The organism is Pseudoalteromonas sp. AS71, from assembly GCF_038900275.1.
Classification (GTDB): domain Bacteria; phylum Pseudomonadota; class Gammaproteobacteria; order Enterobacterales; family Alteromonadaceae; genus Pseudoalteromonas.
Window position 1 is genome coordinate 15,782 of sequence record NZ_JBBMQZ010000026.1, and the last position, 24,566, is coordinate 40,347.

Annotated in this window: 21 protein-coding genes; 10 read left to right on the forward strand and 11 right to left on the reverse strand. The window is 39.6% G+C overall.

Annotation, left to right across the window (positions count from 1 at the left end; all coding sequences use genetic code 11):
- The first annotated feature begins 127 nt into the window (after window positions 1–127).
- Window positions 128–1,333, forward strand: coding sequence for an anhydro-N-acetylmuramic acid kinase (locus WNY98_RS17400; protein ID WP_342878526.1), 1,206 nt, complete (start codon window positions 128–130; stop codon window positions 1,331–1,333).
- Between the two features lie 41 nt (window positions 1,334–1,374).
- Here the strand turns inward: WNY98_RS17400 and WNY98_RS17405 are convergent, their stop codons facing one another.
- The gene (locus WNY98_RS17405) at window positions 1,375–1,860 is read right to left on the reverse strand and encodes a hypothetical protein (protein WP_342878527.1); all 486 of its coding nucleotides are present in this window, start codon (window positions 1,858–1,860) and stop codon (window positions 1,375–1,377) included.
- Between the two features lie 324 nt (window positions 1,861–2,184).
- Between WNY98_RS17405 and WNY98_RS17410 the strand changes: the two genes are divergently transcribed.
- Together WNY98_RS17410 and WNY98_RS17415 are read left to right on the forward strand one after the other, a co-directional pair.
- Window positions 2,185–3,264: a (p)ppGpp synthetase gene (locus WNY98_RS17410; protein ID WP_342878528.1), complete on the forward strand. Its 1,080-nt coding sequence runs from the start codon at window positions 2,185–2,187 to the stop codon at window positions 3,262–3,264.
- A gap of 128 nt (window positions 3,265–3,392) precedes the next feature.
- Window positions 3,393–4,958 carry a hypothetical protein gene (locus tag WNY98_RS17415; protein WP_342878529.1) on the forward strand — a complete coding sequence of 522 codons (1,566 nt, stop codon included), beginning with the start codon at window positions 3,393–3,395 and terminating at the stop codon, window positions 4,956–4,958.
- 299 nt (window positions 4,959–5,257) lie between these two features.
- On the opposite strand, the gene WNY98_RS17420 is transcribed toward WNY98_RS17415, so the two are convergent.
- Entirely contained in the window at window positions 5,258–6,385 is a 1,128-nt protein-coding gene (locus tag WNY98_RS17420; protein WP_342878530.1) for a zinc-binding dehydrogenase, read from the reverse strand.
- Between the two features lie 105 nt (window positions 6,386–6,490).
- On the reverse strand, window positions 6,491–7,168 hold the full coding sequence (locus WNY98_RS17425) for a glutathione S-transferase family protein (protein WP_342878531.1): 678 nt from the start codon (window positions 7,166–7,168) through the stop codon (window positions 6,491–6,493).
- A gap of 174 nt (window positions 7,169–7,342) precedes the next feature.
- On the opposite strand from WNY98_RS17425, the gene WNY98_RS17430 reads away from it, so the two are divergent.
- The 4 genes from WNY98_RS17430 to WNY98_RS17445 all read left to right on the forward strand — a co-directional run bounded on the left by WNY98_RS17430 (window position 7,343) and on the right by WNY98_RS17445 (window position 11,822).
- On the forward strand, window positions 7,343–8,269 hold the full coding sequence (locus WNY98_RS17430; protein WP_076924977.1) for a LysR family transcriptional regulator: 927 nt from the start codon (window positions 7,343–7,345) through the stop codon (window positions 8,267–8,269).
- A 120-nt stretch (window positions 8,270–8,389) separates the two neighbouring features.
- On the forward strand, window positions 8,390–10,357 hold the full coding sequence (locus WNY98_RS17435; RefSeq protein ID WP_342878532.1) for a hypothetical protein: 1,968 nt from the start codon (window positions 8,390–8,392) through the stop codon (window positions 10,355–10,357).
- Between the two features lie 94 nt (window positions 10,358–10,451).
- Window positions 10,452–10,910 carry a thioredoxin family protein gene (locus WNY98_RS17440; RefSeq protein WP_342878533.1) on the forward strand — a complete coding sequence of 153 codons (459 nt, stop codon included), beginning with the start codon at window positions 10,452–10,454 and terminating at the stop codon, window positions 10,908–10,910.
- Between the two features lie 462 nt (window positions 10,911–11,372).
- The gene (locus WNY98_RS17445; RefSeq protein ID WP_342878534.1) at window positions 11,373–11,822 is read left to right on the forward strand and encodes a hypothetical protein; all 450 of its coding nucleotides are present in this window, start codon (window positions 11,373–11,375) and stop codon (window positions 11,820–11,822) included.
- Between the two features lie 123 nt (window positions 11,823–11,945).
- Here the strand turns inward: WNY98_RS17445 and WNY98_RS17450 are convergent, their stop codons facing one another.
- Entirely contained in the window at window positions 11,946–12,824 is an 879-nt protein-coding gene (locus WNY98_RS17450) for a LysR substrate-binding domain-containing protein (protein WP_342878535.1), read from the reverse strand.
- A gap of 121 nt (window positions 12,825–12,945) precedes the next feature.
- Between WNY98_RS17450 and WNY98_RS17455 the strand changes: the two genes are divergently transcribed.
- A complete protein-coding gene (locus WNY98_RS17455) occupies window positions 12,946–14,028 on the forward strand; it encodes a YeiH family protein (RefSeq protein WP_342878536.1) in 1,083 nt (360 codons plus the stop codon).
- A gap of 29 nt (window positions 14,029–14,057) precedes the next feature.
- Here WNY98_RS17455 and WNY98_RS17460 read toward each other — a convergent pair whose 3' ends face one another.
- Both WNY98_RS17460 and WNY98_RS17465 read right to left on the reverse strand, forming a co-directional pair.
- Complete coding sequence (locus tag WNY98_RS17460) at window positions 14,058–15,377, reverse strand: DASH family cryptochrome (RefSeq protein WP_342878537.1); 1,320 nt, start codon at window positions 15,375–15,377, stop codon at window positions 14,058–14,060.
- A 134-nt stretch (window positions 15,378–15,511) separates the two neighbouring features.
- On the reverse strand, window positions 15,512–17,239 hold the full coding sequence (locus tag WNY98_RS17465) for a DUF885 domain-containing protein (RefSeq protein ID WP_342878538.1): 1,728 nt from the start codon (window positions 17,237–17,239) through the stop codon (window positions 15,512–15,514).
- A gap of 228 nt (window positions 17,240–17,467) precedes the next feature.
- On the opposite strand from WNY98_RS17465, the gene WNY98_RS17470 reads away from it, so the two are divergent.
- Both WNY98_RS17470 and WNY98_RS17475 read left to right on the forward strand, forming a co-directional pair.
- Entirely contained in the window at window positions 17,468–18,055 is a 588-nt protein-coding gene (locus WNY98_RS17470; RefSeq protein WP_342878539.1) for a DUF4202 domain-containing protein, read from the forward strand.
- 33 nt (window positions 18,056–18,088) lie between these two features.
- Window positions 18,089–18,592: a zf-TFIIB domain-containing protein gene (locus WNY98_RS17475; RefSeq protein WP_342878540.1), complete on the forward strand. Its 504-nt coding sequence runs from the start codon at window positions 18,089–18,091 to the stop codon at window positions 18,590–18,592.
- 61 nt (window positions 18,593–18,653) lie between these two features.
- Here the strand turns inward: WNY98_RS17475 and der are convergent, their stop codons facing one another.
- From der to ispG, 5 genes are all read right to left on the reverse strand, one after another.
- The gene (gene der / locus WNY98_RS17480) at window positions 18,654–20,120 is read right to left on the reverse strand and encodes a ribosome biogenesis GTPase Der (protein WP_076924987.1); all 1,467 of its coding nucleotides are present in this window, start codon (window positions 20,118–20,120) and stop codon (window positions 18,654–18,656) included.
- A 74-nt stretch (window positions 20,121–20,194) separates the two neighbouring features.
- The gene (bamB, locus tag WNY98_RS17485) at window positions 20,195–21,373 is read right to left on the reverse strand and encodes an outer membrane protein assembly factor BamB (protein WP_007583433.1); all 1,179 of its coding nucleotides are present in this window, start codon (window positions 21,371–21,373) and stop codon (window positions 20,195–20,197) included.
- 10 nt (window positions 21,374–21,383) lie between these two features.
- Window positions 21,384–22,004, reverse strand: coding sequence for a tetratricopeptide repeat protein (locus WNY98_RS17490; protein WP_007583431.1), 621 nt, complete (start codon window positions 22,002–22,004; stop codon window positions 21,384–21,386).
- A 19-nt stretch (window positions 22,005–22,023) separates the two neighbouring features.
- Complete coding sequence (gene hisS / locus WNY98_RS17495) at window positions 22,024–23,304, reverse strand: histidine--tRNA ligase (RefSeq protein ID WP_170071597.1); 1,281 nt, start codon at window positions 23,302–23,304, stop codon at window positions 22,024–22,026.
- 139 nt (window positions 23,305–23,443) lie between these two features.
- Complete coding sequence (ispG, locus tag WNY98_RS17500; RefSeq protein WP_024604283.1) at window positions 23,444–24,562, reverse strand: flavodoxin-dependent (E)-4-hydroxy-3-methylbut-2-enyl-diphosphate synthase; 1,119 nt, start codon at window positions 24,560–24,562, stop codon at window positions 23,444–23,446.
- Between the last annotated feature and the right edge of the window lie 4 nt (window positions 24,563–24,566).

The window sequence follows — 24,566 nt, forward strand, 5'->3', positions numbered from 1 at the left end:
TGCATACTAATTTAACAATCATTTAAACGTTAAACAATCAGAACCTAAATTAAACTCTTTACGGCTATTACTTTGTTTTAAAGTCCTCTAATATAAGCAAAATATGATACCTGTTTAAGATACCTTTATGCACCCACACATAGCCGCCCTTTATAATAGTGCCCAAAAGCCAAGCCGTTTAATTATTGGTTTAATGAGTGGTACCTCGTTAGATGGGCTCGATGTAGCGCTTTGCAAAGTAACGGGCGCGGGCTTAAATACACACATTGAGGTTTTAAATTTTACCACCGTTGACTACAACGACGATTATAAAACTAAAATAAAGCAGGTATTTGCTAAGCGGGAATGCGATTTAGAACTTGTTACTTTATTGCATCCGTGGGTAGGTAAACTCCATGGCGGTATGGTTAATCAGTGCTTGCATACTTGGCAGGTAAACCCAGCAAGTATTGATGTAATAGCGAGCCACGGGCAAACCATTTACCACTGTCCGCAGTCGCAGCATAACCACAAAAGCTTTACTAATGGCACCTTACAAATTGGCGACAGTGACCAAATAGCCGTTACTACGGGTATTACTACCATTGGTGATTTTAGGCAAAAACATATAGCGGCAGGGGGCGAGGGTGCACCTTTAGCGGTATATGGCGATTATTTGTATTTTTCGAGCGCTGCTGAGAGTCGGGTTTTGCTAAACATGGGCGGCATAGCTAACTTAACGTTTTTACCAAAAAATGGCGATGCAAACGGTGTGTTTAGTAGCGATATTGGCCCCGGTAATACCATTATGGATGCCTACGTACAGCAACATTTTACAGGACTACATTATGACGACGGCGCAAAAATAGCAAAAGCAGGTAAGGTAAATACGCCATTATTGAGTGCATTATGTAATAACGCATTTTTTGCACTCCCAATGCCTAAAACCACAGGGCCAGAGGTATTTAACTTAGCGTATTTAAACGTCGCACAGCAGCTTACAAACACTCACCATTTAAACCATGAAGATGTTATGGCTACCTTAAATACCTTTACAGCCACTGTAATAGCAAACGCATTAAATGAGTGTGCAGAGCGCGCACAAAATTGTGTGGTGTATGCAAGTGGTGGCGGTATTCATAACCCGTTACTGATGGCGCAACTTAAAGCGCTTTGCCCACTTATTAAGGTTTTTAAAAACACCGACGATTTAGGTATAAATCCCGACGCAAAAGAGGCCGTGTTATTTGCTATTTTAGCCAACGAATGCCTAGCAGGAGAGCAGCAACACCTAAGTAATACTGCACAAGGTATTGCGGGAGTTACTATGGGTAAAGTGAGTTTTGCAGACTAATAACTTATAAGTAGTGTCGCGTAATTTAAGTGCAGTGAGCACTAAAACAGCGATAAAAACGTAGAACCCATACTTGCAAAGTAGCTACGAACGCCCTGTGACTTGGTATGTTCAGTTGTTATTTGCTCAGGAATATAGCCTTGCTCAAATGCTTTAATGTACACATCGAGCTGTTGGCTTTCTTTTAAGGTCGTGTTTTTTCCGTGCAGCATCATTTGCACTACAAAACACTGGCTTTGTGTAATGTTACTTAAAGTTAGGTTTACAGTACCTGATTCAAGGTCTGCATTGCTCAACGTTTTTTCAGTAAAATACTGCGCCCCACGCGCACTGGGCTGCGTTGCACTTAGTGAAATAACATCGCTCTCATTTGCGCCATCAGGCAACACACACTGCAGCGTAATATTATGCGCAGCATTGGCTTTTAGCGATAGCTTTTCATATTCCATAGCATGGCTCATCGCCGCAGACATAGAATCATCAAATGATTGCAGTGCAAATGTTAGTTGCACTAAGGGTGTACTCATCTTACTTAATCTTCTTGAGTCTATTCATTTATCGGATAGAGATTATCGCGGATCAAAGTTACAGATTTATGACTAATTGCATTAATTAGTACAATTATTGAATAGTTTGATCAAAAAGGATCTTTTTGTGTATTTGTCCGATGAAATGTGCGATTTTTAACTTTTATCCAGTGTATTTGTAATTAAAATTATAAAAAACTTATTGTTAGCAATCCCTTAAGTAATTTGTTAAAACTGTATGATGTAGATAATATGAACGTGAAATCAATAAAAATATGGGTTATTCACATACGGTTAAAATATCAGCCATCAAAAGGAGTTCCAGTGGCATCTTTAGATTACGATTTGGAAAAAAATCATTTTAGAGAATTTTATAGCGATAATTTGCAGATTCTTGATGGTGCAAAAACCTCATTCTGTGCATTGATAAATGCATTGGTTTCACATTCTGGTGATATTGCCATCTCCAAAATAGAAGGCAGAGTTAAAGATAAAGAAGAGTGCCTTAGAAAGTTTAACCTAAAGTATCGTAAAGACCTTGAAGCGAATGAAGCTAAATATGAGATTAAGGATCATATTTCAGATTTAATCGGTCTTAGAGTCGTTTGTTTATATGAGGACGACATCGAAAAAATTAAGGCTGTATTAGATCAGCATTTTTCTGTTATTGACGTAACGGACAAAATTTCTCAAATGGAGAAAACAGAAGGATCATTTGGTTATAAAGGATTACACCTAGACTTAAAGTTAGGGAAGGATCGAATTGAAATGCCTGAGTATAAGGCATTTGTAGATTTTAACTTTGAAATTCAAATACGAACTATCGTTCAAGATTCATGGAGCGTTTTAGATCATAAAATCAAGTACAAGAAAAAAATCCCAAACCAATTAAAAAGAAGAATCAATACATTGGCTGCATTATTTGAATTAGCTGATAGAGAGTTTCTTGCAATAAGAACTGAGACTGAGCTTGAAATACAAAAAGCTGAAGATGATGGTACAGATGAAGTTTTAGACCCTACCGTTGCAGGCCCACAAAAATTAATATCATCGAATGGTAATGGCTTATTAACTGCATTCGGGCTTCTAAAGATAGCTAATCACTTCTTTTCTGATTTTGATGCTGAAGCTCATAAAGTCGACGGTTTTACAGATGAAATTGTTTCTTTAGAACCAGAAATAACTAGAACTAAGTTAAACACCTATATGAAAGAAGGTATTGCGAAAGTAAAACGTTATAAAACAGATTTTGAAGCCAATGAAAATTCAAAAGATACTTTAAACCCATATACCATGATAAGGCACTGTCTATACTATGGAAATAAAGGTGCATTTAGTTCTGTTCTCACTAATGCTTCCAAAGAAACATTTGAAAAGTGGCTAAGGGAAAATGATGGTTATTGAGTTGTTAAAAAACAAAATAGTTGGCTTTCTCTTTTAGCTACTAAATTTCTAAATTGACTATGCCACTTTAGATACAGCAGTAAATAGAACGTCTTACTTTTTAGAAGAAGAAATATTGAGTGTCTAATATGATTAAATTGAATAGACGAGATGATTTTAAAGTTACTACAAAAAGATTATTGGCACAAAATGTGGGTAACTTATGCTCAAATCCTGATTGTAGAGTTTTAACTCTCGGCGCTAAAACTGAAGTACTTGGTAGTGCGGGTGTAGGTGTGGCTGCTCATATAACAGCGGCAGCAATTGGAGGGCCAAGATATGATGTAAGGTTAACAAAAGACGAACGTAAAGGGTATCAAAATGGGATCTGGCTTTGTCAGAATTGCGCTCGTATAATTGATATAGATGTCCTTAAATACCCTATCCCTTTGCTCGAGTTGTGGAAGAAAAAAGCTGAAAAATTCTCAAATAATAATATTGGTAAACAACTTTACGATGAAGCAGCGGTAAGGAAAGAGGTTCTCAAAAACACTGTAGAGTATATAAATGATCAAAGTGTATCTTCATCCTCAAAATTGGTTCTCGAAGCTCTTAAGCTCAACGAAAGTAATATTACTGAATTAGATCCTCGCTTTGGTATAAAAACAAACATTATTAATGGTGAGCTAAGTTATATACTTGAGCCTAAGTGTGCCAGCATAGAGCTTCAAGTTGCAGTCAAAGATAAAAAAGATCATTTATTAATTAATTCATTTTTAAAACTAGCAGAAGAAGGTCGAGAGTTTTCAATTGATCTGAATAAAATCAATATGTGTGGCTCACCACTTTTTGAGCAATTAATGACAAAGCCAGATGCTGTATTTCAAGTCGAAGCGGTAAAAAGTAAAAAAAAATGCCATATATATGTAACGAATAAAAATAAAACAGTAGATTATTGTTTAGCTAGTTGTGATGCTCTTTGTTATGGCGGAACTAAGAAAAGCATAATAGAAGGGAGCGCATTAGCTAAGTTACTATCTTTTTCTGTAGAATATGGATTTGATGTAGATATCCAGCTTGCGTTTACAATACATACGAAGATTTGGATTGGTAAAAGAATAGATAAGTTACCGTACTTCCCCAAGCTACTTAAAGTTGTAAATATGTTAAGTGATTTAGGGGAGCTTAGAATTGTGCTCGATGATCCAGAGTGTGATGAAGTTCCCATTGGAGTTGTAAGCCATCAAACTGCGAATAAATCTTTTATTGTAAAAGTAACACGACTTATAAAGTATATAGATAAAGCACGTATTGTTAATGAGTATTTTGGTTTAGGTCTCACGTATGAGTACTTTAATGTAAAGGAAGAAGAGATCGATGCTCTAGATGAGCTTTGTGATTTAATTAAAAGCCCGGTAATAAAAAATAGAGAGCAGCTTGAGAAAAATCCTAATGTGAAAGTTTTGCTTAAGGACGGTTTTCGTGTTGATGACAGCCCAATTTTAGCTACAAATACATCTGTCAGATTCGAGGCTGAGGGAAGTTTAAAACAATTATTCAATCAAGAAATTCCAACATACATTATTCGCCAAGAGTTTACTAATATTACTATAAGTACACCAGATGAGCTGTCTGAAAATACTGAAGTGGAACTAGAGCTTCAAATGAATAAAGTAAGTAAATACATTAAATCTTTGGTGGACAAGTTCTCCTGATTTCATTAAATAGTTCGCTATCTAGATGCTTATTGCTTAAAGAAGAGCTAAGGATTCATATGTCCACCGGTTGGTTGCACTGTATATAGTTAACTTTTTGTGCCAACAAAAACTGAAATTCAGTTTGAAACTATGTAGTAAAATCTACCTGTGTAAACTTATTAGCTAAAGTGAATACTCCCAACTAGCTTTTACGACGACCAAATATAAAAGCAGATACCTAATTAGCATCTGCTTTTAAATTGTAAAACCACAGTGCTAAGCGCTGTGGTTTTTAATTTTTAACGAAGAATATTTAATTAAGCTTGAGGTTTAATTAAGTACTTCTCGCCGGTAGCTTGTTTAGAATAAGCGGCAATTGATTGTAAATGTAATACCTCAGCTAATGAAACTTCGTGCGTGTAGTTGCTCGCAAAAGTAGTGGTGATTTCATTAGCAACGCGTTTGCGCATTTTCATTACTGTATCTGTGCCTAATTTACCTAAAGCATTAAATAACAAGAACCCGTTTACAGCCCAAGCAAAACCAAAGTTTCGGTTTAATGTAATAGGGCCGCGATCTAGTGCGCCATAAATATACACTTGTTTAAATGTATCAGAGCCATAAATTGTGTGCTCTTTCATATCGCGAGCAGCTGCAACTTCCATGCAGTTAAGTATGTCACTTGTTAGTTGGCCGCCACCAATAGGGTCGAACGCTATAGTTGCACCGGTTTCGATTATTGCAGCTGTTAGGTCAGCAAGAAAAGTGTCGCTGCTTGAGTTAACAATATATTTTGCACCCATATCGCGCAGTAATTTTTCTTGTTCTGGTTTGCGAACAATATTAATTAAATCAACGCCATCGGCAATGCAAATACGGTTTAGCATTTGGCCAAGGTTAGAGGCCGCTGCGGCGTGAATAATGGCTTTATGGCCTTCGGCGCGCATGGTTTCTACCATTGCTAGTGCGGTAAGTGGGTTAACAAAAGATGATGCACCTTCTTTAGCAGTAGTCCCTTCTTTTAGCTCTAGGCAACTTTGTACATTGGCACATATAAATTGACGATACGTACCGCCGCCAATTACTGCAACGGTTTTACCCATTAATGCTTGTGCAGCTGGTGATGACCCCGCAGCTACTACGGTGCCTGCGCCTTCATTACCTACAGGGGTTGCTTTTCCAACACGAGTTTTAAGTGATGGCATAAATTGAGCTGGAACATCGGCAGTAATTACTGGGTCTTCATCAGTACCCGATTGCTTTGCAGTAGACATATCAGCTGCGCTGAATAAAACGCCTAAGTCTGATGGGTTTAATGGTGCAGCTTCAATACGAATAACCACTTCATCGGCATTTGGCTTTGGCATCTCGATGTTTTTTAAGGCAAGTGTAAGTTTATTGTCTTCGCTGATAGTTGAAGTAAGTTGGATATTTTTATCTGTCATAGGTGTCTCCTGCAAAGAATTAAATTTGTTAAGCCAATAGCATTATTGTATTGGCGATCTGTCTTAGTAATTAAAAATTAGAATAGATACTTTTGTAGCTACGCGTTATTTAGCGTTGGCTGCTTGAATTTGCGCTTTCACTTTTTGCATAAATTCAGCCATATTCGCTTGGCGATCGGCCTCTATGTTTTGGGCAATGGTTAATTGGCTCATTGTTTCGTTCCACTTTTTCATGCCGGGAACTTGTGCAAGTACATCCCAGTCAAGCTGGCTTGAGCCAAAGGCGCTAACTATGGTGTTTACGTAATAAACGTAAATGTCTGCCATTGTAAATTGCTCGCCTGCAATCCACGGCGAAAACTTACACACGCTACTTAAAGCGGTTACGCCACGCGTTAATACTTGGTGTACTTCGGCTTTAGTTGTTTCAGGTACTTCAGCGCCTGAAAATACATAAGGAATGAACCGTCTGCTTGGCAGTTCAAAATAAAGCTCTGCCATTTTCATAATTTGACGTACAACTGCGCGCTCACCTGCATCTTCAGGATATAGCGGGGTTTGTGGGTACGACTCTTCTATAAAGTCGCAAATAACACTCGACTCTGAAATATTAAGCCCGTTAGCTGTTGTGATTGCAGGCACTTTGCCTGCAGGGCTGATTGCTAGTAACTCTTCACTACCGCCGTAAACAAGGTGTTCTTTAAATGGCAGTTGTTTGTGTAAAAGTACATGTTTAACTAGGTTGTAATAGTTGCTAGCAGCAAAACCGTGCAAAGTAATCATAAGTCAGCTTTCCATCATTAACGTGAAGATACTCATTGCCAAAAAATGCAATTTAAGTCCCTGTCTTTAGGTTGAGTACATTATTACTTGTTTTAATTTGCTTATATATAGGGGAAAATGCGAATCACTTTTGTCTTTAAGACAATAAAGCATTTTATTTAATGGAGAGGCAACTTGGATCAACTAAAAGCCATACGGTATTTTATTAAGGTGGTTGAAACGGGCAGTTTTACCAAAGCCGCAAAAGCATTTGATGTGCCGCCCTCGTCGTTGTCACGGCGAGTTGCTGATTTAGAAAAAAGCCTAGGGGCGACGCTTTTAAAGCGTTCGACTCGCATAGTTAAATTGACCGAAGTTGGGCAAATTTACTATAACGATGTTCAGCAAATATTAAATCAGCTAGAGCAAAGCCACGAAACAGTGCGCAGTTATCAAACAACACCAATGGGGCGATTATGTATAAGCTCAATGGTGAGTTTTGGTGATAAAATATTACTGCCTCTGCTTGATGAATTTAGCGCGCTATACCCCGAAATTATATTAGATGTTAGCTTAAGTGATGAGCTGTCTACACTTGGGCGTGACGATGTAGATATTGCTATTCGTGGTGGTTATGCGCCAAATGAACGCGTGCTAGCAATAAAACTAATGGATAATGGCTTTATTCCTGTCGCGTCACCCTGCTATTTACAAAAATACGGCGTGCCTACTAATGTTATGGAATTAAAGGACCACAGTGGCCTTTATTTTAAAACGCCAGCGGGGCCAACGCCGTGGTTATGTAAAGTAGATGAGCAATGGCACGACGTTTCTGGGCCTGCGGTCGCTATTTCAAATAACGGTTCGTGGCTGGCTAAAAAAGCGTGTAATGGTGAGGGCATTTTAATGTCTACTCGGTGGGCGCTCGACTCATACCTTGAGTCTGGCCAGTTGCAAGAGCTTAAGTTTGAGCATGAATTAGCGATAAGCCAAAATGCGACTATGGCGGTTTATTTGTTGTATCAAAAGCAGCGCTATTTAGTACCAAAGGTAAAAGCGGCGGTCGACTTTTTAGTAAAAAGAATAAAAGAAACAGATGAAGGTAGTAAGCGAATAAAATAGGCCTTAAGAGTTAGGCCTATTGTTTGTATAAATAATAGGTAAAAAATATCTCCTTAAGCTAAAGCTTTTAACTAAGCGCCCGATACATTACTTAATAGGGTTTAGAGATTAAGGATAATCATGGTTAATAATACACTCGCCAGCCAGTCTAATTTAAGCACTTTACTTGCCCAATCAGTTAATAACGCTAGCCAAACCTCTGTGAGTCCTTCGCTGCTAACCGGTAGCGACCTTCAAGCTATTAATGATTTACAAACTAACGCCCCCAAAATATCCGATGAATTATTAAGCCAGCTAAATAATGACACTATTGACGAAGCACTAGTTAGCAATCAAAAAGTAGGGGATATTTTACAACAGCAACTTACCTCGCTATTTACTATTTCAAGTACGCCTAGCACGCTTAACTATAAACTCTCCGATGAAGAACTCGCCCTGCGCACCGTAATAAGCTCTCAGCATGAGGGGTTATTAAAAAACGAAAACAGTACCCAATTAATTGAGCGATTAAATACGTCGGTTAAAAATATTCAGAGTGCTTATGCTAATACCAGCGATATTTTATCGAGTTTAGGGCAGCTTGGGCATGAGCAAAAAACGTTTTTAGCCTCAAGCCAGCAACGTGTAGAGCGCTCACTTAATCCTTACATGGAAAGCCTCAATCGTGCAAAATACGAAGATGACGATAATTACCAGTTTGAGCTCTCGGTAAAAACTAAAGAGGGTGATGTTATAAACATTATCTTTAACTCATCGCAAGGGTACGATGAAAACACAGGCGAAGCCGTTGATGGCTTTAGTTTAAGTTACGAAGTAAATGGCGATTTATCTGAGGCTGAGCATAAAGCACTTACGCAGGTGCTCAGTGGTGTTGGCGAAATGGCCGATGAATTTTTTAAAGTGAGTGAAAACTCATTTAATCCTCTTATAGTGCCAAACCAAACAGACATGAGTTTAGATTTTTTAGCAGGGTTTAATAGTGAGCAGCTAACAGGCTTTGATGTGTCGTTTTCAACAACGCAAAATAAAGATCTTGATTCGAAAGAGAACACGCTTGATTTAAGTTACTCCATTGATGAAGCATCAAACCAGCAAGCACTTGTGTTTAAAGCCGCAGGTGGGCAAAACGACATTGATTTTGCACTTGATATGTCAACCATTGGCGCTAAAGACACGCAGCAAATGCAGCTGTATTTAGCGTCGCTCGATCAAAGCTTAGAAGATAGCCGAGTAAACAGTACCAAAGACGATAAAGAGTCGGCATTTGGGCGAAAAGGCGACGAAGCAATGCTGCAGGGCTTTGCATTATTTAAAGGCGCTTTTGCGAGTATGTCGTCGGCGGCTGAGCGTTATAGCAATTTGGAGTCGCTTGCAGATCAGCAATTTAATGACGGGCGCGCTATGGTAGCCGATTTAGTTGATAACATGGTCGCAAACGATAGCCGTTACCAAGGGCTAGGTAATAAAGCGCCGAATACATTAGGATCGGGGATTTCTAAGCTCGCTGATTTTGATGCTACATTTTCTTATGCGCTGGATAACGGCGACTATCAACCAAAAAGCAGCATTGAATTAAGCCAAGCAACTGAGCAAAGACAGTTAGGGGAACTCAGCGGTGTAACGCAGAGTAAAAATGTAAGTAGCCATTTTGATTATCAATACAGTCGCCCTGATTACTACCACAAAGAAGAGAGTTATAACGTAGGGACTGCGGTTAAAAATAAAGAACTTGTGGGGCTCGATCAGTCTCACGAGGTTGATGTTGATAAAAAAATGTATGCGTTTAACCCGCAAACTAACCAATACGAGCTGCAAATGGCGATGCAAGAGCAAACAGTTAGTAAAAGCGACATTCGCTTAATTGACGATATTTGGCTTGAAGAAAACGAAAACAGCTACAACATGAATAAAAAAGAGCGTGTTGAGAGTGACGAAAAGCAAGGCGAGTTTGAAAAAACAAGCAGCCATTCACATAATAAACTAGTTACCTTAATTGGTGACTTAGATAAGCTAGCTGAGAATAAAGACGTAAGGCGAGAATATTTAACTAACTTATCGCAAGTTAACTTTTTTATGGATAAAAAGTAACGCCTGAGAGCTGTTCACTCCACGCACAATATTGGGTATAGTCGTTTGATACCTAAATTAATACTTAATTAAATACCCAATTAAAGAGTACCTCATGTTTAAACAATTAATTTTACTGTGCGCTTTAAGCATGCCGCTTGTAAGCTGCGCTGCTACGGCACCATTTTCGGGCGGAATTACCACTGATGTACTGCTAAGCGACTACGACAAGTTTAACGAGCAATACAAAGCATTTACGCCAACAGCACAGGACATTGCATTAATGCAAAAGCTAGAAGGTAAAGAGCTAATTGTATTATTTGGCACATGGTGCCACGACAGTGAGCGCGAAGTGCCGCGTTTAATTAAGTTACTAGATGAATCAAAAGTACAACTTGCAAGCATTGAATATGTGGCCGTAGGTTACAACAAGCAAGACGATGCAGGTATTGCACAGGCTAACGACTTGCAATACACCCCTACGTTTATAGTAAAAGATAATGGTAAAGAGTTAGTACGCGTAATTGAAAAACCAACGGGTACATTGGCACAAGATTTAACTAAGGGTTTGTAAGGTCTATTCTTATGTTATGGCAATTCAATTAAAAGGATGTATAAAGCTTGGCATTCTTTGATTTGTTGCTAATTATAGCCTGTCATTTAACGTCAATTAGGTAAGCGTTATGTGAGCATCATCCCGCGATTTTATTTATAATTAATATGGATATTTATGAAGTGCAAAAAGTGTAAATCAGGAATTACCTCCCCAATAGTTAAAACGACAAATCTTAACGGGACTCCAATCGCGTCATCATCTTGCCCAGTGTGCGGTGAAAATTTAGATGGTTCAAAAAGATATTGGGTTTTATTAATTATTTTACTTATCGGCATTGGTGTAGCATCAAGGTATTTTTCTTAACCTTAGTTATATTATCCACACATGTGAATGAGCAAGACTTTAGTTTTGATTATTAGTCTTTTATTTTATCCGACTGATTTAGTCTTTTACTTAAAAGTTATGTGACTTATGAAGTTAATGCGATCTGAAAAAGTTCAATTGTGGTTTTTGATAAATGCCAACAAATTGTTTGTAGCTGTAGCTGTAGCTGCAGCTGCTTTTGGCGTTATTTTTGTCTTGATTTGGGGGGATGCTTCTCAATGGGAATACGAAGAAGATAAAGATCACTACAGCGCTTTTTTTTCATCTATTGATAGCCGAATTAGTTTTGTAAACTATGGCTATTCAGGTACCAGTTTAAGAGTTGTTTTGAATTTTGATGCCGAAGGGCTCATTCCGGATGACATTAAAAGCATAACTCCAAAGTATAAATATTTAATTCTTGAACGCATATGCAATGATTTAGAAAGTTTGGAACTTTTAGAAAGCGGCTACTATTTTGATGTGGATTTAAGGGATATCAGTTCTGAACACATGTTTAAAAACTATTTTAATTTAATAGTGAAGCATGAAAGGTGTATCACGTAACACAAGTGAGTTTTAACTTAGCTAATAGGCATCAGAAAGACTAAAGGGCTCAAATTTTGACTTCATATATTAAACTTTATCTAAATTTGCTACTGGTGCCTTACTACTTACAGATTGTGAGCATTATTCACTAAAGAGGCTTTTTTCGAACGCTTGTGCAGCGTGTGAAGACGGTCTGTCTTTATAGTGTAATTGATACAATGGTCTTGATAACTCGATGTTATTTGGTTGTTTTAGCCGTGTTAATTTACCTAATTGGATTAAATCATCTGTAACTACATTAGGTAATAAAGCAACGCCCATTCCTTGTGTTACTGCCCTTGCTATTGCCTCGTTACTGCCCAATTGCATACAGTTTTTTGCTGTAATGCCGTATTGCTGTAATAGCTTAACCGACATCTCTAAAGTGCCAGAGCCTGGCTCTCGTAGTAACCAAAATTGATTGTTTAACCATGCTTTTAAGTTTTTAGCGGGTGTTAAATTACTTGGTATAACTACACTCATTAAATCGTTTTTCCAGTGCTTACTTATTATATGTGGCTCGGTTGGTGTGCCTTCAACCAATGCTAAATCGATGGTGCATTCAAGTAAGGCATGTTCAATTTGTGCGGTATTAGCAACTTGCACTTCAACTTTTATATGTGGGTACTGCGCACAAAACTTAGCTAAATAAGGTGGTAACCAATAGCTTGCAATAGTTGTACTAGTGCCTATAACGAGTGTGCCGCGCTTAAGCCCTGTACGCGATTTAATATCTTCAATGGCGGCTTTTTCTATGGCAAAAATGCTACGTGCATGATCATATAAGGCTTGGCCACCCTCGCTTAAGGTGAGCTTTTTACCCTTAGATGCGCGCTCAATAAGTTGAATGTTTAACTGATGCTCAAGTTCTTTTAGCGCCTTAGAAACAGCGGGCTGGCTTATAAAAAGCGCTTCGGCTGCGCCTGAAAAGCTACCCAATTTAGCCACTGTATAAAACACCCTAAGTGCATGTAAGTTCATTGAATACCTTAAATCGTATAACCTTAGGTTATCGAATCATGATTTTAATATATTGGAGTTATATTTTGCGCTCTCTTAAAATGAAGTCAACAGTTTAACGTTGTTCAATTGAAGGAATATTATGCTTAGCGCTATTAAAAATGGGTTTCAGCCTTTGGGTATTAATACTAAGCAATACGGCGATACACGCTGGTGGATTGGCATGTTACTGGTTATTGTACTTGCGGGTATTGCTATTGCGTTGAGTAAATTACCAATAATGCAAACTGCGCAATTTAGCTCACTCACTATTGGTATTGTGGTTGGTATTATTGTGGGCAACAGTGTGTTTTCGCGTATAGCTACGCGTACCGATGTAGGTGTTGATTACGCTAAAAGTATTTTACTCAAAGCGGGTATTATTTTATTTGGTTTTAGAATTACCTTTGCACAGGTAGCTGGCGTTGGTTGGAGTGGGTTACTAACCGATATTGTTATGCTCAGCGGTACGTTTATATTAGCAATTCAACTTGGCAAACGTGTATTTAAGCTTGATGAGCAAACAGTAATATTAATTGGCGCAGGTAGCTCTATTTGTGGCGCAGCAGCTGTAATGGCAACCGAGCCTGTAATAAAAGCTCAGGCACATAAAGTATCGGTAGCGGTGGCAACGGTGGTGGTGTTTGGCACGCTAAGCATGTTTGCCTACCCAATCATGTTTGAGTACATGGGGTTGAGTGATCATGCATATGGTATTTTTGTTGGTTCAACCATTCATGAAGTAGCACAAGTGGTTGCAGCGGGCACAGCTGTAAGCGCCAATGCTGCTGATACCGCCGTTATAGAAAAAATGCTACGCGTGATGATGCTCGCGCCATTTTTAGTGGGATTATCGTTTTGGCAAAGTAAAGAGCATGCAAAAACAAACAATAACGTGCATGGAGGTGTGCAAAAAGCGGGTATTACCATCCCTTGGTTTGCAGTGTTATTTATTGTGACAAGTGGTGTGCATTCACTCTCTATTATTCCTCAAGTGGTTTCAAGCGCTATTGTATGGTTTGATAATATATTACTCACTATTGCTATGGTGGCTTTGGGTTTACGCACACATTTTGGGGCAATTCGCCAAGCCGGTATTAAACCGCTGCTACTGGCGCTGTGTTTATTTTTGTTTTTAACATTGGGTGGTTACGCTATTAATATAGGCATTGCTGAGCTGTTTTAAACGTTACTTGGTAAAAGTTGATTGGCGGCTTAAATTGGCCAATCAACTTCGTTTAAAGTATCCAGCTGTGTGCTGGTATTTTCATTGCCTTGCCATTTATTAGTGTAAACAGCGTGCGGATCAAACTGCGCGGTTTGTTTTTCAATATTAAAGTGCCTACCACCACGCGGATCGACCCCTATACCCGCTATATATTGCCAATTACCCCAATTAGCGGCTACATCGTAATCAATCAATTGTTGTTCAAAATAAGCCGCGCCATAGCGCCAATCAAGGCCAAGTTCGTTAACTAAGCAGCTTGCAGCAATTTGCCTTGCTCTATTTGATATATAACCGGTCGTATTAAGCTCGTTCATAATGGCATTGACTAATGGGTAGGGTGTTGAGCCATTACACCACGCAGCAAAGCGGTTTGGTATAAACGTAGTAAGGGGTTTTGTTTGCTTTTGACCTTTAAAGCTAAATAGGCTGTTGCCTGCTTTAAGTGCATGCCATTTAAAATACTCTCGCCATAGCAATTCAAATTTAATCCAGTAGGTAGACTCGTTTGTTATTTGGTTATGTTCGTACTGTTCAACAGCTTTATAAACTTGCCTCGCACTTACACAACCAAAGGCAAGCCAGGTACTAAATTTTGTGGTGTTATTAAAGCCATCAAGCTCGTTTCGAGTTGTTTTATAGGTACTTGGCAGTAAGCCTGAAAAGTACTGCGCTAAATGAGCTTGCGCACTTCTAAATCCGCCGTGCATTATCGCGTTGTTGTCATCAGTATATTCAGTAAGCTCAATTGGTTTGGCCGCACATAATGTTATAGGTTGAGGAAGTAAACCTTTAGGCAGAGTTGAGGTTGTTATAGGTATGTTTACCGCCTCTACTTTTTTTCTAAATGGGGTAAAGCTTTTTGGCAGCTCGTTTAAATCAAAAGGGAGATCACTTTGTTGAAATAGAGTGTCTTGTTGGGTTGTTTTAAATATGACATGTGAGCAATGTGCTTTTAGTCGCGCAAGTTGGCGCTGCTCATAGGTTCCAACATGTTCACTGCACACTACTTCATCAATGTGTTGCTCAGCTATGCGCTGCTTTAAAACACTAAAAGTTTCGCCCTCAAGTACGTGAAGAGTTTGCCCGCGTTCAATAAGTGCTTGTTGCAGCTCAAATAAGCTTTGCATTAAAAACTGTTGTTTGTGCACGCCATATGGCTTTTGTTGGTAGTTATTATTTTTAAACCAGTGTGGGTTTATTACAAATACAATATCGAGCGCACATTGCTCAGTAGCAAGTTCGCTTAAAATAGGGTTGTCGTCTATTCGTAAATCGTTTTGTAGCCAATATAAAATACGTTTGCTCATAGGTTTGCTCAGGTTTTTAAACTCTAAAGTGGTACGAAGCAAAAGCGGGTGAGGATTAATGGTTAGGTATTTTAATTAGCTCGGTAGCTTACTTAACTAATAGAGACGGCTAAATAAGCCGTCTCTATTAAAATTTAAATAGCTGATTTTTGCTCTGCTATCCAATCGTTTATTACATCTTCTAGCACTTCCATAGGGAGCGAACCTTGGCCAATAACGGTGTCGTGAAAGCTGCGTATGTCAAATTGTGGGCCTAGCTCTTTTTCGGCTTTTGCACGCAGTTCGCGTATTTTTATTTCGCCCATTTTGTAAGAGAGCGCTTGGCCTGGCCACGAAATATAACGATCTATTTGATCCTCGACCGCGCTTTGTGGCAAAGCAGTGTGATCTGCCAAGTAGTCAATTGCCTTTTGGCGGCTCCAGCCAAATGCATGAATACCGGTATCAACAACGAGTCTCACGGCACGCCACATTTCGTAACCTAAACGACCAAAGTCGCTGTATGGGTCTTGATAAAAGCCGGCTTCTTTACCTAAACGTTCGGTGTAAAGTGCCCAGCCTTCGCCAAATGCTGAGTGGCTAAGTGTGCGTCTAAATTCGGGTACATCTAACTCCATTGCAATAGCGTTTTGTAAATGGTGCCCTGGTATTGCCTCGTGCAGGCTTAGCGCTTCTAAATTATACAAAGGTTGCAATTTAGGTGTTGAGGCTAAAAAGTAAGTGCCAGGGGAGCGGTTATCAGCAGGTGGCATATAAAACGCGCCGCGACTCGCTGAGCCTTTTATAGTAAAGGTATTACGTGGTAAATGATTAAAATAGGTTGGTAACTTGCCATACATTTTTTGCGTAATAAAGGCTGTTTTTTCAAGCAAGTCTTGCGCGTCTGTTGCGTAAAATTGCTCGTCGGTTGCTAAAAATTCTAAAAAATCGCTGTAAGAGCCATCAAAGCCTACTTTATCAATGATGTTTTGCATTTGTGTTTTTATACGTGCCACTTCTTTTAAGCCAAGCTCGTGTATTTGCTTTGGTGTGGCATTGGTTGTGGTGTAGTAATTAACTGTATATTTGTAATACTCAAGCCCGCCTTTAACGCTTGAAATACCCGGCTCTGCTCTACAGTTAGGCATGTAATCGTTTTCAAAAAAGTCGTAAAAGTGTTGATAAGCCGGAACTACTTTTGAGCTAATTAAGGCTTTTGCTTTGTTTTGGTATGTTGCCTTTTGCTCTGCTGTAAATGTATTTGGTATGCGTGTAAAGGGCTCGTATAAGGCGCTGTTTTCAGGTTGCTTAACAATATGAGCGTTAATACTTTGGCTGTAATTTTCAAATGTTTTGCAGTAGTGCGTGTAACCCTTTTCAATACCTTCTTTCATCAAGTTAATGTTTTCTTGATTAAAGCGAGGGTAGTCGGCAAGGCTTACTAAAAATGCGTTGTAATCATCAGGCGTTAAAAACGCCATATTAGCCGGTGCTTCGGCAAAGTAAGTATGCCAACCACTTAAAAAGTTAACCTGAAAATACTTATCTTGAAAAAGGTAGCTTTGCTGCTCTGTTTCTCGCTCGTATTTAAATAAGCGGTAGTTCATTAGCTGCTCGTTGTTGAGCGTTTTTGGGTCAATACTAGCTAAGTTTTTTAACACACTGTTGTTGTAAGCTTGGCGCTTAGCAATGGCTTGCTCGGTCCAATGTGGCAATGTACCACTGGGTTTCCAGCCGTCTGGATCGGTACGAAAGAATATTTTTTCGGCTTTTGCATTTTGCCAATGGTTATCAATAATCGTTTTTAAATCAGTGTTACTGTCGGCTAGGCTTGGTAGTGGTGCAACAGCTAAACAAATAGCTAAAATACTTTTTTTAAACATAGTCATCCGTTATTGGCGAGTTAATTGTTATTTGTCGCGCTTTTTTGTTTTTAATTTGTACTTAATATAGTACCAAGTTAACTTTATTAATGCGCTTAATTTTATAATCTGTATCAATTGGCTTTACTTTTTGATTGAACAAATTTCACCGCTGAAGTGAGTGGGGCACTAGTTTATTGTTTTACCAGCGTTTAGAATGATTAAAACTAATTATAAAAAATGACCGTCATGTTTAATAAAGTAATAACGCTGATTGATGAAGCGAATAACCAAGACCCGAATACTGAGCAGCACAATGGAGAAAGTTTTCCAAAAGAGTATTTATACTCACAGCGTATGAGCGAAATGCTAATTCGCTTTAAACCTGATGCCGATGAACTCATGCAAATTGCAGTGCGTGCACAGCATATTCAGCGTTGGAAGTCGCCACGTAGCGATTTTGAAATGAACAAACAGGGTTATCATCAATGGCGCAGTGCCCTTTATATTTTTCATGCGTCACTAGTCGTTGAATTAATGAAACAAGTTGGGTTTAGCGATACAGACCAAAACCGTGTTTATAACGCTGTTGCTAAAAAAGATATTAAGCGCAATCTAGACAGCCAATTAGTAGAAGATGTAGCAAGTTTGGTGTTTATTGAGCATTACATGCTTGGGTTTGCCAATGCAAAACCAGATTATAATGAAGAAAAATGGATGGGTATCATTCGCCGTACATGGCAAAAAATGTCTGATGACGCGCATGAGTTTGTACTTACAGGTAATATTACATTACCGGCGCCGCTTGTTGGGCTTATTCACAAAGCACTTGAATAAATAATAAAAATATAAAATAAAAAGGAATTTTAAATGTATTGTCCTCGTAGCGATACGCCACTTGAACCTTTACTTGTTGGCGGGATCACTGTTTACACCTCAGCGCAAGGTGGCGTGTTTTTTGATAACAGCCAAATATTTAAATTTAGCTCTCCAGAGCTAAAGCACGGTCAGGTATTACTTAAACACTTAAGTAATTATATTGAAGGTGAGGGCGATGTCTCATCGCGAGTTAATTGCCCACAGTGCAAAAGTATTGTGATGATGCGCAGGTATTTTTCGCCAGTTAAGGCTGTCGAAATAGACGAATGCCCAGGTTGTGCAGGAATATGGCTTGATAGTGGCGAGCTGGCAAAGATACACGAAAACCATTTAACGCCTAGAGAGCGAAAGCTGTTAGCCCATGAAATGGCAACCAACCATGGGTTTATAAGTATTAAGCCGCCAAAATCAAAGTATTATCCTAAAGCGCCTACAAATTTTCAAGGCACCACAGTTGAACGGCTGGTGCAATTGGCATTACTTAATTTTGAGTAATGAAAAACGGCGTACTAAAAAGTACGCCGTTTTTATTGCAATAAACTAATTTTTAACGAATTTATTTATTACGGTTTTCTTTAGCAAATGCACGTATTTTACGCTTTTGCGACAGTGTTACTTTATTAACACGACCAGCAAATGGGTTTTCACCTTCTCTAAATTCAATTTTGATAGGGGTGCCCATAATTTTAAGCGCTTTACGGTAGTAGTTCATCAGGTAGCGTTTATAACTATCTGGTAAATCATGAACTTGGTTACCGTGAATTACAATACGTGGTGGGTTATAACCACCGGCATGCGCATATTTAAGCTTAACACGGCGACCACGAACAAGTGGCGGCTGGTGATCGGCTTGAGCCATGTCCATAATTCGGCGCAGCATTGCTGTACTTATACGTTTAGTTGCCGACTCGTAAGCTTCGTCAACAGATTCGAATAAATGACCAACACCTGTACCGTGTAATGCAGATATAAAGTGTAGGCGTGCAAAGTCTATAAAACCTAAACGGCGATCGAGTTCTGTTTTAATACGGTCTTTAACGTAGTCGTCTAGGCCATCCCATTTGTTCACGGCGATAACCAATGAACGACCAGAGTTAAGCGCAAAACCAAGTAAGCTTAAATCTTGATCAGAAATACCATCACGCGCATCAACAACAAGTAAAACCACGTTACAATCTTCGATTGCTTGTAGTGTTTTAATTACTGAGAACTTTTCAACTACGTCACTGACTTTTTTACGTTTACGAACACCTGCGGTGTCAATTAACACATACTCTTTGTCGTTACGCGTCATTGGAATGTAAATAGAATCGCGTGTTGTACCTGGCATATCATATACAATTACACGATCTTCACCCAATATGCGGTTTGTAAGTGTTGACTTACCAACGTTAGGGCGACCAATAATAGCAAGCTTTACAGGTTTATCTGCAAATGCTTGATGATCGGTATCATCTCCTTCGCCTTCTTCGTAAAGGTCGATTAGTTCTTCGTCATCACCTGTTACTTCTTCATCTTGCGCGGCTAGTTCAGCAATAAGCGGCTGAAGTGTTTGCTCAAGTAATAATGTAATACCACGGCCATGTGCAGCTGCAATGTGATGTATTTCACCTAATGATAATTGGTAAAATTCAGCACAATTTGAATCTGCGTCAATACCATCGGTTTTGTTGGCAACAACAAAACACTTTTTCTCTTGCTTGCGCAAGTGATTAGCAATGGCTTGGTCAGCTACGGTCATACCTACACGAGCATCTACTAAAAACAGAACAATGTCGGCTTCTTCAATGGCTAGCAGAGATTGATCTGCCATTTCGATTTCGATGCCTTCTTCTGAGCCATCAATACCGCCCGTGTCTACCACGATAAATTCATAGCCATCGTAACTAGCTTGGCCATATTTTCTATCTCGTGTTAAACCTGGAAAATCGGCTACGAGTGCATCACGAGTACGTGTTAAACGGTTAAATAATGTGGACTTGCCCACATTGGGTCGCCCAACTAGAGCGATCACGGGAAGCATAAACTACCTCTTTAAAAAACAACAAAAGGCTTCGCAGTGCGAAGCCTTACAAAAAACCTTTAAGTGTTAGCTAGTTAGTTAGGTATTTTTACCATACTAACTTCACCATCACGGGTGTATAAAATTAGCTTATCGTCGGCAACAACTGGCTCAACAAAAAAGCCCGAGCTGTCAAAGTCTTCACGAGATACTAGCTCGCCAGTTTCTTTATTTAGCCAATGTAGGTTACCTTCTTGGTCGCCTAAAGCTAAGTGGCTACCTGCAACAGCAGGGCCTGTTAGGTACCAACCACGTAGAGCGGGTTGGCTCCAACGTTCAATACCTGAATTTTTATCTAATGCGTAAATAACACCATCGCTATCTACTAAATAAATTGTTTGTGCATCCATCGCAATTTCGCGGTAGCTGCTGTACTCACGTTTCCATACAACATTGCCAGAGCGAATATCTACAGCAGCCAAGTTGCCGTTGTAAGCTATAGCGTAAGCGTATGGACCGCTGATAAGTGGTTGAGTGTCTACGTCAACTAGGCGTTCAAATTCTGATGCGCCTTTAGCAACCGCAATTTCTGCGCTCCATGCTGAGTAACCACTGTCTGAAATTAATACACTTAGCTTGCCTGTTTCAAGGCCTACTAATACACCACCGTTAGCAACGGTTGGCGAGCTTTGTCCGCGTAATGTTAGTGGTGGAACTTCTTGTTCAAAGCTCCAACGCTCTTCGCCTGTATCTGGGTGAAGGGCTAACAATTTACCAGAGCCTAAATTTACAAATATTAAGCCATCGCCTGCTGTTGGTTTAGACAGTGATTCGCCTGGTACGTTTTTACGCCAAACTTCTTCACCCGTTTCGCGATCCAGGGCAATAATAAAGCCGTGTTCAGAACCAATATAAATTTTACCATAGGCTTGCAAAATACCACCTGATAATTTTGCATTACCGTTATCAGCCCAAGGCCAAAACGATAAATCTTGGCGTACATCGGTTTCCCATTTTGTATCGCCATTATCAAGCGAAAGCGCTTCTACTTGGCCTTCGCGGCTAGCAACATACACAGTATCTTTGTAAACTGCGGGTGTTAAACGAGAAAAATAATGCTCTACGCCATCACCTACAGATTCTTGCCAAACAACGTCTGTTTCAAACTGGTTTACAATTTCAGGAAGTACGAGTTCATCTTCATCATCACTTGATGAACAACCCATTAATGTTGCCATACATAGGGCAAGGGCTGCTGTTGTAAATTTTTTCATGCCTAAAACCTTATGCCGCTGGGCTAGTTACTGCTAGGTCATCTAACTTAATTTGTAATAGTGGGTTACTTGTTAATCCACCCGCATCTATTGCTGCTTGGTATGCAGTACGTGCTTGATCTTTATTACCTTGCTCAGTGTAAATGTCGCCTTTAAGCTCGGCAACGTTTGCATTGAATGCTTCAGGTAATGGTGCATTTAATGTCGTTAATGCATCGTCATATTTAGTTTGCGCAATTTGAACACGTGCTAAACGTGTAATCGCAATTGCTTTTAATTCTGTATTTGGCGTATTAGACACAACCCAGCTTAGCTTTTCGCTTGCTACGTCTAATTTTTTCGCTTCTACTGCATCTTTTGCAGCAACGAATGCTGCAAGTGTTGCATAGTTTGTGTCTTTATTTTCGCTAATAAACGCATCAGCTGAAGATAATACATCGTCGCTTTCAACAAGCGCTGTATATGAATCTGATGCTTTTTCAGCGGTAGTAATTTGGTTTTGGTTATATGCTTTCCAGCCATATAAGCCACCTAAGCCAACAAGTATGCCTAGCGCAAGTGAAATGCCGTTTTCACGGAAAAAGCGTTTAATGGCTTCTGCTTGTTGTTCTTCTGTTGAATAAATATCCATTCTTACCTCTAATGTTCGCTTAGCCGTTAATAAGCTCAGCTAATAGCGCTTTAGCTTGTTCTAATTCTAATGTGACTTGTTCTTTACGCTCGCGTAAATACTTGATGGTCACAACGCCTTTTTCTAATTCATCTTCACCAATAATCACTGCAACAAGTGCATCGCTTTTATCAGCACGTTTTAATTGTTTTTTAAAGTTGCCGCCGCCCGCATGTACCATAACGCGTAAACCTGGTACGTCTTTACGTAGTTGCGCTGCAATTGCAGGAGCTTGAATGCTTGCTTTGTCGCCCATTGCTGCTAAATATACATCAGCATTACGACGAATGTCACCTACACACTCAAGTGCTTGTAGCAATAACACTAAGCGTTCTAGACCCATTGCAAAACCAACTGCTGGCGTTGCTTTACCACCAAGTTGTTCAACTAAGCCGTCGTAACGTCCGCCAGCACATACCGTGCCTTGTGCGCCTAAGCTGTCGGTTACCCATTCAAATACAGTGCGGTTGTAGTAGTCTAAACCACGTACTAACTTTTCATTAACCGTATATGAGACGCCAGCAGCGTCTAAACGTTCACATAAATTTTCAAAATGTTCTTTTGATTCAGCATCTAAATTTTCAGACAATTTAGGTGCATCAGTTAAAATTGCTTGTACGTCTGGGTTTTTGCTATCAAGTACGCGTAATGGGTTTGAATACATACGACGTTTTGAGTCTTCATCAAGCACATCAATGTGTTGCTCAAGGTAGGCTACTAACGCATCACGGTAATCTGCACGCGCTTCGTTAGATCCTAAAGAATTTAGCTCCAAACGAACGTGTTCAGTAATACCAAAAGCTTCCCATAGTTGCGCTGTTAATAAAATAACTTCTGCGTCTATATCTGCTGTAGCAATACCAAATGTTTCTAAACCAAATTGGTGAAACTGACGGTAACGACCTTTTTGTGGACGCTCGTGACGAAACATTGGACCCATGTACCAAAGCCGTTGTTCTTGATTATATAGTAAGCCATTTTGGTTGCCAGCACGTACGCATACTGCGGTGCCTTCAGGGCGAAGTGTTAATAAGTCGCCATTGCGATCGGCAAAGGTGTACATTTCTTTTTCTACTATATCGGTAACTTCACCAATAGAGCGTTTAAATAAGTCGGTTGATTCTACAATAGGAAAACGAATTTCTTGATAACCGAACGATGCTACTGTCTCGCGTAAAATGTTTTCTACTTTCTGCCAAACTTGTGTATCGCCCGGCAGACAATCGTTCATACCGCGAACTGCCTGAATTTGTTTTGCCACTGATAAATCCTAAATGCTGTTTTTTTTGTGTAATGAAAAATGCTTACACAACAAGAATGCTAAAAATTGACCCGCTATTATAGCGTTCTGATTATAAAGGTAAACGCCAAACACCGCTGTTTGGCGCTTTATGCGGTATTTATTCGACTATTTTTATGTCAATCGGTGTTTGGCTCTGCTTTTTCTCTATAAAGTCGCGTACATAACCCTCGAGTTGTTCAACAATATTGTTGTTATCGATACGCGCTTTTTGGCGTTCACCATTAATATATAAGCCAGAACGACGATTTGCACCGGCAAGTCCTATGTCACTAACTAGTGCTTCACCTGGGCCATTAACAACACAGCCAATTACCGAAACCGATACAGGTTCAATAATATCCTCTAAACGCTCTTCAAGTTGGTTCATGGTGCTTACTACATCAAACTCTTGACGTGAGCAGCTAGGGCAAGCAATAAAGTTAATACCGCGAGCTCGAATGCGTAGCGATTTTAAAATATCAAAGCCGACTTTAATTTCTTGAACAGGATCGGCAGCAAGCGACACTCGCAGTGTATCGCCAATACCTTCGGCAAGTAGCATACCTAAACCTACTGCTGATTTAACAGAACCTGAGCGCATGCCGCCCGCTTCGGTAATACCTAAGTGCAGTGGTTGGTCTATTTCTTTAGCTAGTAAGCGATACGCACCTACCGCTAAAAATACGTCTGATGCTTTTACCGATATTTTAAATTGGTCAAAATCAAGGCGGCGCAATATATCTACATGGCGCATAGCTGATTCTAATAAGGCTTCTGGTGTTGGTTCGCCGTATTTTTCTTGCAAGTCGCGCTCTAGTGAACCGCCATTTACACCAATACGAATAGGAATGTTATGCTCGCGTGCAGAATCGACCACGGCTCTTATACGCTCTTCGCTACCTATATTACCTGGGTTTATACGCAGGCAATCAACGCCGTATTTTGCCACTTTTAAGGCTATACGGTAATCAAAGTGAATATCGGCTACTAGCGGAATAGTCACTTGTTCTTTAATACTTTTAAACGCTTCTGCAGCGTCCATAGTCGGTACTGATACACGGACAATGTCGGCACCAGCATCTTGTATTGCCTGAATTTGTGCAACAGTTGCATCAACATCCATGGTGTCGGTGTTGGTCATTGATTGCACTGCAATAGGGGCACCGTCACCAATAGGGACGTTACCTACATTGATTCGGGTGGATTTTCTGCGTTTAATTGGAGATTCTGAAAACATAGCG

Bases quoted from the DNA above. Each gene is read 5' to 3' on its own strand.
- WNY98_RS17445 (WP_342878534.1), top strand. From the start codon at position 11,373: ATGCGATCTGAAAAAGTTCAATTGTGGTTTTTGATAAATGCCAACAAA.
- WNY98_RS17450 (WP_342878535.1), bottom strand. From the start codon at position 12,824: ATGAACTTACATGCACTTAGGGTGTTTTATACAGTGGCTAAATTGGGT.
- WNY98_RS17425 (WP_342878531.1), bottom strand. From the start codon at position 7,168: ATGATTACTTTGCACGGTTTTGCTGCTAGCAACTATTACAACCTAGTT.
- WNY98_RS17405 (WP_342878527.1), bottom strand. From the start codon at position 1,860: ATGAGTACACCCTTAGTGCAACTAACATTTGCACTGCAATCATTTGAT.
- WNY98_RS17420 (WP_342878530.1), bottom strand. From the start codon at position 6,385: ATGACAGATAAAAATATCCAACTTACTTCAACTATCAGCGAAGACAAT.
- WNY98_RS17415 (WP_342878529.1), top strand. From the start codon at position 3,393: ATGATTAAATTGAATAGACGAGATGATTTTAAAGTTACTACAAAAAGA.
- bamB (WP_007583433.1), bottom strand. From the start codon at position 21,373: ATGAAAAAATTTACAACAGCAGCCCTTGCCCTATGTATGGCAACATTA.
- WNY98_RS17465 (WP_342878538.1), bottom strand. From the start codon at position 17,239: ATGTTTAAAAAAAGTATTTTAGCTATTTGTTTAGCTGTTGCACCACTA.
- WNY98_RS17455 (WP_342878536.1), top strand. From the start codon at position 12,946: ATGCTTAGCGCTATTAAAAATGGGTTTCAGCCTTTGGGTATTAATACT.
- WNY98_RS17435 (WP_342878532.1), top strand. From the start codon at position 8,390: ATGGTTAATAATACACTCGCCAGCCAGTCTAATTTAAGCACTTTACTT.
- WNY98_RS17460 (WP_342878537.1), bottom strand. From the start codon at position 15,377: ATGAGCAAACGTATTTTATATTGGCTACAAAACGATTTACGAATAGAC.
- WNY98_RS17490 (WP_007583431.1), bottom strand. From the start codon at position 22,004: ATGGATATTTATTCAACAGAAGAACAACAAGCAGAAGCCATTAAACGC.
- der (WP_076924987.1), bottom strand. From the start codon at position 20,120: ATGCTTCCCGTGATCGCTCTAGTTGGGCGACCCAATGTGGGCAAGTCC.
- WNY98_RS17475 (WP_342878540.1), top strand. From the start codon at position 18,089: ATGTATTGTCCTCGTAGCGATACGCCACTTGAACCTTTACTTGTTGGC.
- WNY98_RS17400 (WP_342878526.1), top strand. From the start codon at position 128: ATGCACCCACACATAGCCGCCCTTTATAATAGTGCCCAAAAGCCAAGC.
- WNY98_RS17440 (WP_342878533.1), top strand. From the start codon at position 10,452: ATGTTTAAACAATTAATTTTACTGTGCGCTTTAAGCATGCCGCTTGTA.
- ispG (WP_024604283.1), bottom strand. From the start codon at position 24,562: ATGTTTTCAGAATCTCCAATTAAACGCAGAAAATCCACCCGAATCAAT.
- WNY98_RS17470 (WP_342878539.1), top strand. From the start codon at position 17,468: ATGTTTAATAAAGTAATAACGCTGATTGATGAAGCGAATAACCAAGAC.